The organism is Staphylococcus sp. TCBT05 (assembly GCF_055179755.1).
The window spans coordinates 82,078-90,882 of sequence record NZ_JBUQDQ010000005.1 but is presented as its reverse complement, the minus strand read 5'-3'; the positions used below and the strand labels follow the sequence as shown (position 1 = coordinate 90,882).

Annotated in this window: 13 protein-coding genes and 1 riboswitch; of the genes, 8 read left to right on the top strand and 5 right to left on the bottom strand. The window is 30.3% G+C overall.

What is annotated here, in order from left to right; translation table 11 throughout:
- The first annotated feature begins 58 nt into the window (after positions 1–58).
- The 3 genes from ACY191_RS00465 (at position 59) to rpsR (ending at position 1,928) form a co-directional block, all read left to right on the top strand.
- Complete coding sequence (locus ACY191_RS00465) at positions 59–691, top strand: 4'-phosphopantetheinyl transferase family protein (protein ID WP_229366828.1); 633 nt, start codon at positions 59–61, stop codon at positions 689–691.
- Positions 692–702: 11 nt separating this feature from the next.
- On the top strand, positions 703–1,398 hold the full coding sequence (locus ACY191_RS00460; protein WP_042737619.1) for a thioesterase II family protein: 696 nt from the start codon (positions 703–705) through the stop codon (positions 1,396–1,398).
- A gap of 287 nt (positions 1,399–1,685) precedes the next feature.
- Positions 1,686–1,928: a 30S ribosomal protein S18 gene (gene rpsR, locus ACY191_RS00455; RefSeq protein WP_042737618.1), complete on the top strand. Its 243-nt coding sequence runs from the start codon at positions 1,686–1,688 to the stop codon at positions 1,926–1,928.
- Positions 1,929–2,983: 1,055 nt separating this feature from the next.
- On the opposite strand, the gene ACY191_RS00450 is transcribed toward rpsR, so the two are convergent.
- From ACY191_RS00450 to ACY191_RS00440, 3 genes are all read right to left on the bottom strand, one after another.
- Positions 2,984–3,403, bottom strand: a complete 420-nt coding sequence (locus ACY191_RS00450; RefSeq protein WP_042737617.1) for a YxeA family protein — start codon at positions 3,401–3,403, stop codon at positions 2,984–2,986.
- A 215-nt stretch (positions 3,404–3,618) separates the two neighbouring features.
- A complete protein-coding gene (locus ACY191_RS00445) occupies positions 3,619–4,365 on the bottom strand; it encodes a poly-gamma-glutamate hydrolase family protein (RefSeq protein WP_229366829.1) in 747 nt (248 codons plus the stop codon).
- A gap of 157 nt (positions 4,366–4,522) precedes the next feature.
- Complete coding sequence (locus ACY191_RS00440; protein ID WP_229366830.1) at positions 4,523–4,900, bottom strand: VOC family protein; 378 nt, start codon at positions 4,898–4,900, stop codon at positions 4,523–4,525.
- 169 nt (positions 4,901–5,069) lie between these two features.
- On the opposite strand from ACY191_RS00440, the gene ACY191_RS00435 reads away from it, so the two are divergent.
- Positions 5,070–5,474, top strand: coding sequence for an SRPBCC domain-containing protein (locus ACY191_RS00435; RefSeq protein WP_229366831.1), 405 nt, complete (start codon positions 5,070–5,072; stop codon positions 5,472–5,474).
- Between the two features lie 103 nt (positions 5,475–5,577).
- Here the strand turns inward: ACY191_RS00435 and ACY191_RS00430 are convergent, their stop codons facing one another.
- Complete coding sequence (locus tag ACY191_RS00430) at positions 5,578–5,754, bottom strand: hypothetical protein (RefSeq protein WP_182475059.1); 177 nt, start codon at positions 5,752–5,754, stop codon at positions 5,578–5,580.
- A 270-nt stretch (positions 5,755–6,024) separates the two neighbouring features.
- Between ACY191_RS00430 and ACY191_RS00425 the strand changes: the two genes are divergently transcribed.
- Positions 6,025–6,444 carry a GNAT family N-acetyltransferase gene (locus ACY191_RS00425; RefSeq protein ID WP_042737613.1) on the top strand — a complete coding sequence of 140 codons (420 nt, stop codon included), beginning with the start codon at positions 6,025–6,027 and terminating at the stop codon, positions 6,442–6,444.
- 40 nt (positions 6,445–6,484) lie between these two features.
- On the opposite strand, the gene ACY191_RS00420 is transcribed toward ACY191_RS00425, so the two are convergent.
- Positions 6,485–6,715 (bottom strand): hypothetical protein, encoded by a 231-nt coding sequence (locus ACY191_RS00420; RefSeq protein WP_042737612.1) that lies wholly within the window; start codon positions 6,713–6,715, stop codon positions 6,485–6,487.
- Between the two features lie 290 nt (positions 6,716–7,005).
- Positions 7,006–7,105: riboswitch (guanidine-I (ykkC/yxkD leader) on the top strand.
- 52 nt (positions 7,106–7,157) lie between these two features.
- Here ACY191_RS00420 and ACY191_RS00415 point away from each other — a divergent pair.
- From ACY191_RS00415 to ACY191_RS00405, 3 genes are all read left to right on the top strand, one after another.
- On the top strand, positions 7,158–7,484 hold the full coding sequence (locus ACY191_RS00415) for a DMT family transporter (RefSeq protein ID WP_042737611.1): 327 nt from the start codon (positions 7,158–7,160) through the stop codon (positions 7,482–7,484).
- Positions 7,484–7,798 (top strand): DMT family transporter, encoded by a 315-nt coding sequence (locus ACY191_RS00410; protein WP_042737610.1) that lies wholly within the window; start codon positions 7,484–7,486, stop codon positions 7,796–7,798. The genes ACY191_RS00415 and ACY191_RS00410 overlap by 1 nt, the downstream gene beginning before the upstream one ends.
- A 284-nt stretch (positions 7,799–8,082) precedes the next feature.
- A complete protein-coding gene (locus ACY191_RS00405; protein WP_042737609.1) occupies positions 8,083–8,709 on the top strand; it encodes a LysE family translocator in 627 nt (208 codons plus the stop codon).
- Positions 8,710–8,805 lie beyond the last annotated feature (96 nt).

Below are 8,805 nucleotides of genomic sequence, written 5' to 3'. Positions count from 1 at the left end.
GCAAATACTTATTTGCTGCTTCAATTGCTTTGCTAATACAAAATGTGGAAGTGATACAGTGGAAGTTACTGTATATTTATTAGATACCAGTGATTCAATTTATCAAAATAAACGACGTAATGCTAAATACTCAGAATTGTTTAAGTGTTTTTGTGTTAAAGCGGCAACTGGTCATGAAATTGACGATATTGCGTTTAAAACAGGCGATTATGGGAAACCTTTGTTGTATAGGCCATATAACAAACACTTAAATATTTCGCATACGGATGGTTTTTCGGTTTGTATCGTTAGTGACATGAATGTAGGTATTGATATAGAAAAAGTAGAACCTATCGACTTAACGATTGCCAAAAATTATTTTGCGCAGGCTGAACATCAATACATCATGAAAGATAACAATGAACAAGCACAGTTGAACCGTTTTTTTGAAGTGTGGACATTGAAAGAATGTTATATCAAGATGCTTGGAACTGGAATATATAAAGCGTTAGATAGCTTTTCAATTACGCCAGAAGGACACACTTATAAGATGATTGAATTAGTAAATAATCAAGAACAACGTTTATCCAGTTTTCATAAATTATTATTTAATCAATATGCATTATCAATAATTTTAGAAACTGCTAATCAAGATATAAAAGTAAATTTCACAGACATCACACATACATTTAATGCAGAATGTATATGTTAAGGGGCGAGAATATGGCAAAGACAACATTATTTTGTATTCCGTTTGCAGGGGGAAGCAAAACCTTATATTATCCGTTGAAAGACAAATTACCGAGCCACATCCAATTTAAACCATTAGAGTTACCTGGTCGTGGTGAAAGACTGATTGAAGATGCACTAGATAGCATCGAAGACATGGTTGATGATTTAGCAAATCAAATTGTTAAAGAAGAGCCAGAAACATTTATCCTACTTGGTTATAGCTTAGGAACTATTTTAGCTTATGAATTATATTACAAATTAGATGAACTAGGTTATAGACCTGAGCATATGATTCTCTGCGCAAGTGAACCTATAGGCTGCATAGACCGTAACAATAATATTGCCAATATGACTGACGAAGAATTTAAGCAATTTATTAAAGATAAAGGCGGTACACCAGAAGAGGTATTAGCTCACGAAGAACTATGGGAACTTGTAAAACCTTCTCTAAAGAATGACTTCTTAGCAATAGATTACTACGATAATAAGCCTAAAGCTGAAAAAGTAAAAGCAAATATTTCTGTCTTTGTTGGAAAACAAGATAAGATTTGTGATCAAGATATCTACAAGTGGTCAGATTTAACGAGAGGCCAAGTTGATTATCAATTTTTCGATGGCGGACATTTCTTTATCAATAACCAATACGATGGATTCAGTGAAAAAATCAAACTCGTCTTAAATCACTAATTGTGATGATTGAGTGATATGTGATATTTTATGCGTTGAATTGTTGAAAGATGAAAATATTACTATGAAATGTGTATTTATAGTTTAGAACATATTGACAAATGTCATATAATTTTATACTATTAGTGGTGCACATATACACACACGTAAAGATTTAATACAATATTTCACACATATTATAAATCTTTTAATAATAGAAACGTATAAACATGAATCGCCATAGAGTGATTGATAAAGAACGCATATGAACGTTATAAAAAAATAATCAACAAGGGAGGCAGTTAACCATGGCAGGTGGACCAAGAAGAGGCGGACGTCGTCGTAAAAAAGTTTGTTACTTCACAGCAAACGGAATTACACACATCGACTATAAAGACACAGAATTATTAAAACGTTTTATCTCAGAACGCGGTAAAATTTTACCACGTCGTGTAACAGGCACTTCAGCTAAATATCAACGTATGTTAACTTTAGCTATTAAACGTGCTCGTCATATGGCATTATTACCATATGTTAAAGAAGAACAATAATAGTTATTGTATCTGAACAACCCCGTAGGCATAGGCTTACGGGGTTATTTTGTGTTTCTAGAGTTTGTGAAATTAGAGTTATGCTGAATTGAGACTAAAAATTTATGGAAAATGATGACCTTTCTTTTAGCTGATATCTATATACAATTTATATTATTGTAGTGCATTAGGGGCTTTAGCTAATATTACTATTGAATCAACTTAGCTCCCAGGGAAGTATTTCAATTGAAAAGGTTGGCGGTTATGGAGATGCGCGTTATTATTATAATTATAACTATGAGTTTATAAGGTATTGTTGTGACATTCATGTATATGCAAACAAGCATAACAATGCATTTACAAATATAGCTACACCAAAAAATCCCCCTGCTATCGAAAATAGTGGGGGATGTGGCATAACGATTTAATGTTCTTTGTTAAATACAGTATGATACCCTAGTGAGAAAGATTACAAAATGATTATCGAAAGAAGTTATTTTGTGATGAAGCATTGTTTTGGTTTAGTTAATACGTTTTTTATTTTCAAATATTTTTCTAAGGGCCAACAAAAACATTGTTGCAAAGATGATGAAACAAACCGCTGAAATACCTTTAGCTAATAAACTATCTTTAGTCAAAATAGTATGTATTGTTATGAAAAAAAAGAATATATAGATAGGTAAGACTGCTAATAATTTTTGGAGCTCTGTTTAGCTGCTTTTTGTAATTGGTGATTATACGGCATTGTGTATGATCCCTCCGGTTACTTATTGCTATTCTTGATTCTTTTATTAAAATCAGAAACTTTATTTTTATTACTAATTTATAAAATCTTTATAATTATTATCTCATTTTAAGTAATGTATTTAAAGGGTATCATGTAGTCTTGTCTTAATGAAATGGATTTTTGATAGTAGAAAGATTTTAAGAGTATGTTTTGAAAGCAAGAGACCATCTTTAAGGATAAATCATTTTTTGCAGAAACCAGTTGTATTCGCGTTAATAAATGAAATATACATAGCAGATTCGCTCACTCGTTTTTAGAGCGGATCTGCTATGTTCGTGTATTGATTCAATTAGTTGTCTATCTTGTCTAATGCAGCTTCTGGTACTTGTTGTTTCTGTACTTCTTTATAACTTTGGGTATCACCTAAACGTATTTCAAGTTTTAAGTAATGATTTGGTTTTAATTTATGCTCATTAAATGAGTTGAACTTAATTTCTTTTGTGTTACCTTGATGATTGGCTGAAATTTGTTTATAAGTATAGCTAATAAATTTTTGACCATTATCTGCATAATTAACGTTTTTTTTGATTGGTTGTTGTATTTTGACGTAATAATATTCGTTGTGAATTAAAGGGTTAAACTTAGCGTAATCGCGTACTTTATTATTATCTTGATGATTTTCAGCATACAGTTTCCATCCAAATAATGCTAAAAAGATGAAAACGAACAATAATAAGATAGGTAATATGAGCTTGTAGAGTAATCTCAAAAATAATTCCTCCTTAGAGAGATTTATAATTATATTCTAGAGATTTGTATATATGATATCTACAATTTAATGTGACAATATACCTTACAAAAATGTAATTAATATACTGCGTATTGTTATTAATGAAAAAGACAATTTCTATATAATTACAATAGAAATTGTCTTTTTACGCGAAAGCGTGCTTTGTGTAATGAATGTTTCATGTTATAAAGTTGTTATTTTTTATTTGTCTGTTCCTTGATACCTTTAGTTACAGCTTCGGCAAAATCATAAATATTTTGTCTGTAGTGACTTGTGTTTTCACGTGTTGAACGATTTAACTTACCATCTTCAAAAAATTGCTTTCTGTATTTAGTCGATATTTCTATTTGTACACCAGAACCACTATCATTTTTATTTATAATGTTATGTTCTGAATCGCCATTAACGTAGCGTGGACTTTTTTTAACATTAAAGCCTTCCTTTTCAAGGTGCTTAGTAATAGATTTTGCCATTTTCTTATCTTTTCCACCAATATAAACGGCTTTGTTGTATTCTTCAATACCATGAATAGAAATGGCTTCGTTTGATTTATACACCATTTCCGTTAACTTAGGGTCGTCAAAGTTTGTTGAGGTGATGTGGAGTTTCTTATTGTTTGATGGTAATAAACCTTCGAAACTATATAAATTATAATCACCTTTTTTAGAAATGATTTTGGCTAATTCTGATGTGCCTGGTTCAATACCTCCACCGTGAATTGCGGTGATAAGAATGTCTTTATTATTCGTTGTTTTAGTATTAATTTCCCAGTCTTTATGTGCTTTCGTGTCTGCTTTGAGTGCTGCAAAATCTTTGTAATAGTCGTTATTTGCTGGTTGGTCTTGTTTCCAGATATAGAGTATATATAATACTAAACAAATGATTATTACAATAGTTAACATGATTACATAATATAGGTAATCCTTTATAATACTTCTCATTTAAAGCTCCAAACGATTTAGAATGATTGATTACAAGATTATAACAAATACAATTATAATAAGATATTGTTATTTGTTTACAGTTAGGTTAAATCGATTATTATATTGAGAAGTATGTGTTTAAGAATAATACAGTTTATAGATATCCTAAAGTGTATTATTTAACTTCTTTTACCGCAAAATAATTATCTTCTGGATCAGCAAAGTTAAACACTCTACCCATTGGTAAAGTCATAATATCGCCGACTGTAATATCATTATCATTTAAGTGTTGATACAGTTCGTCGAATTGTGTAGTTGCAAATATCAGTGATGGAGTTGCAGTACTTACGCCCATATCCATTTCATCAACCTTTTTCTTGTCTTGGAGGACAATAGCAGTTTCTGCTTGATCTTGTGGTAATAATTTAACGACACGCATGCCCATCTCTGCTGTGTCTTCTGAAACGGTGAAATTCAAGTGTTCAGTCCAAAACTGCATCACTTTATCATGATCATAAACATAAATCATTACTTCATCTAATCTGTTCAACATATAAATCATCTCCTAAAATATATAGTTGTAATTACAAACTAGTATATAAAATTAGTTTAGTTTTGCAAAATGTTATAAGGGTAGATTTATTAATATATCGTCACTTTTATAATGAAGTAAAATAGTTTAACTTAAATATAGTTAGAAATAAAGAAGGGATAGTGGATATATGGATATTCAAACTCAGATGCAAATCAATGTTCCAGCCAATAAAGCTTATGAAGCATTTGTTAATCCAGAGGAAATTTCAGGATTTTGGTTTTCTCATAGTTCTGAAAGATGGGAAACAGGAAAAACTATTACACTAAAATATGTTGAATATAATGCAGAATTAGATATTGAGATTGTTCATATGGAAGAAAATCGCTTAATTCAGTTTACATGGGGAAATCATCCTGTCGACATACATTTTGAGGAAAATGACAATGGCGTTATTGTGACTACAATTGAACAAGATTTTGACAAAACTGAAGTAGAGCAATTGTTAGGACAAAAAGAGGGATGGGTCTATATGTTAAGTTGTTTGAAGGCATATCTAGAGTATAATGTGAAAATTAGAGCAGCACTGTTATAGTTAAATATGAATCAGGAGTTGAGCAGAATGGATCAATGTATGAAAATACGGAAGGTCATTCTACAGAAACTCCTGATTTTTTAAATATAAATAATTAATCCTATTAGAGGTTCATTTTGATGATAGCACCAATAAGCCAGAATACGCCGACAATCAAACAAATAACGCCAAAACTAATATAACTTTGTTTCTTACTCACATCTTTGCGCTTAGGTGTTAATTTATTAATGATTAATAATACGACACCAATAATGATCAATAGAATAGCAAAATATAACATTGATATCCCTCCTTACTGCATAGGTGAGAGCAAGGCTATTTATTATACATGTACCCGTTAAAATATATAGATAACTTATTAAAGCTTTACATATAAAAAAGTGTTTCTGAATCAGTTTTACTGTAGTGATTTTAACAGGAATTTTTTATTAACCATGTTAAACTGTTATTAATCAATGCATAGTCATTAAATAATAAATTTATAATGTCAATTTTAAATAATGTGAAATATGTATTTGATTCAAATGTAAGGATAAGGTGGTTGTTTGATATGGTATTGAAATACGAATATCAATTTAATATAAATGATGTGGAAGATATGATGGAGGTATACCATTCTAATGGTTGGGAAGGGCATTCGCAAGAAGATATTATCAAAATATTTAATATTAGTACACATGTTATTATCGCAAAAAAAGATGCTAAAGTAGTTGGATTTATACGTGCATTGTCAGATGGTGTGTTCAATGCAGCGATATATGATTTAGTGGTTCATATAGATTATCAACAGCAAGGGATAGGTAAAGCAATGATTAATCTGATGCTTGAACATCTAGGGGAATTGTCATGTGTGCATTTAATTTCTACTACAGGTAATGAAGCTTTATATGAGAAAATGGGCTTCAGAAAATTGAAAACTGGCATGGCGATTTATCAAAATCAAAAATTAAAAGATGAGTATACTGTGTAAGATTTACAGTAATACTCATCTTGGATAAATAACTTTATGATTATGATAAGGCATGGTGACGACTCACGTCCTCATATGTGAATGTTTTCAATAAAGAGCAACCTAATGGATGTTGACCGTTATCTACATGCTCATTTATTTCTTCTAAAACATCCAAAATTTCATATTCAGGTGTAGTCACATCGAAACTATATTTAAAAAGTTGTTTTTTATCTGATAATACCGTAGCGACAAGTTCGTCATTGTGCATTTTATAATTTAATAGTTGCATATTAATTCCCTCTTTCTCTAAATTTTATAATTCTAATTGATAAATTGAACTTGAAGTAGAAAACTAATACAAACATTACTTAAATTAGAATTATTATAATGTAACTCTTATTATACATGAAAAAGTACAAAATGTAGAGAGTTTTGCTTAAATAAATTAAAATAATTTTAATCTAGAGTATATAAAACGAGTGAAACGCTTTCATTAAATTAAAATAATTATAATGTATGAAATTGAATGATACTAGGTTGAATTATAATTAACTATTTGCTAAGATATAATGAAATTTAATAATAGCTTTCTAGGGTTCCGCAATGTAATTACAATTGGTCTGGTCCGAGAGAAAGCCACATTTTAAATGTGACACGGAAGGATAAAAGCCTGGGAGATAGTAATTTTTACTGTTTCCCAGGCTTTTTTATTTATTTAAGGAGGAATTGAGATGAATTGGATTAAGATTGTTATTGCAGCTATGTTTGAGGTAGGTTGGGTAGTTGGTTTGACGCATGCATCGTCAGCAATTGAGTGGTTATTGACTGCAATTGCTATCGTGCTGAGTTTTTATCTATTAATCAATGCGTCTAAAAGTTTGCCTGTTGGTACGGCATATGCAGTATTTGTTGGATTAGGAACAACAGGTGTTACGATATTTGACGTTTTAGTGTTTGCACATGGATTGAATATTGGAAAAGTGATTCTAATTTTCACTTTATTACTTGGCGTAATTGGATTGAAGTTGGTTACAAAAAATAAAGGAGAGGAAGTATAATGATGTGGATTATTTTAGTTTTTGCTGGGATATTTGAAATGTTAGGTATTAATTTTTTGAATGCTTATGTCAGTTATCGTAAGAAAGTTAACTTATTAATGATGTGTGTAACATTTATATTGAGTTTTATTCTACTTTCAGTAGCGATGAGTGAGTTACCTATGAGTACAGCATATGCTGTATGGACTGGAATAGGTGCTGTAGGTGGAACTTTGTTGGGGATGATATTTTATAAAGAGTCTAAGGATATAAAGCGAATATTATGTATTGTGGTAATTCTTGCAAGTACTGTAGGATTAAAATTATTAAGTTAAGATAGTTAATAAGATATAAAAAGTCTGTCAAAATAGGAAAAAGCGACGCCTTAAGGCATCGCTTTTAGAGTAATATGTTCATGAATATAAAAGACTAGTAGTCGGTTCCCAACTACACTTATAATATATCAAGTTTTAAACAAATACACAATGTAAACGCTACAATTTTTTTAATTAATTTTATTCAACTTTTTGATAATGTAATTGATTTCAGCATGATTTTTCAGATACTATTGCACCAGTATGGGTTGATTGATAGGATAAATGAATAGGAGGTGTATATGATGGAAGGACTCGCAGCATTTATAACCATCACACTAATGATCATTATTGTTCCTGGTCCTGATTTCTTTGTAGTAATGAAGAATTCTATTACATCAGGTAAAGGAAATGGCGCAATGGCAGCATTAGGTATAACGAGTGCACATGTATGTTATTCTTTATTAGCAGTGTTTGGAATTATTTTTATCTTAGCGAATATGTATTATGTATTTTTAGTTATTAAGGTACTTGGTGCATGTTATTTAATTTATTTAGGTATTAAAAGTATTATTACTGCAAGGCAAGGGATGGACTTCTCCCAGGATCATATGCAAGCTAAACAAATTAGCTATTTAAACTCTTATCGACAAGGATTTTTAAGTACATTATTAAATCCGAAAGCTTTATTATATTACATAAGTATTTTGCCGCAGTTTATTACGGCTGGTGATGGTGTTTCTACACAAATTGCCATTTTATCAGCAATAGTGACTACAGTTATATTGGTGTGGTTTATTTTCTGTGTATATATTTTTCAATATATTAAATTATTATTTAACAACAGAAAAGTAAAAGCTATATTTGATTATGCGGTAGGTGCTATATTAATCACGTTATCAATCAATTTATTATTTAGTAAAAGTAGTTAATCATTGTTATATATTATTAATTATGTGACTAAGTAGTCGATCTTTGTAAGTCAAAGTATGGACCGCTTAGTCTATTTTTATATTTGCTAGTGGTAA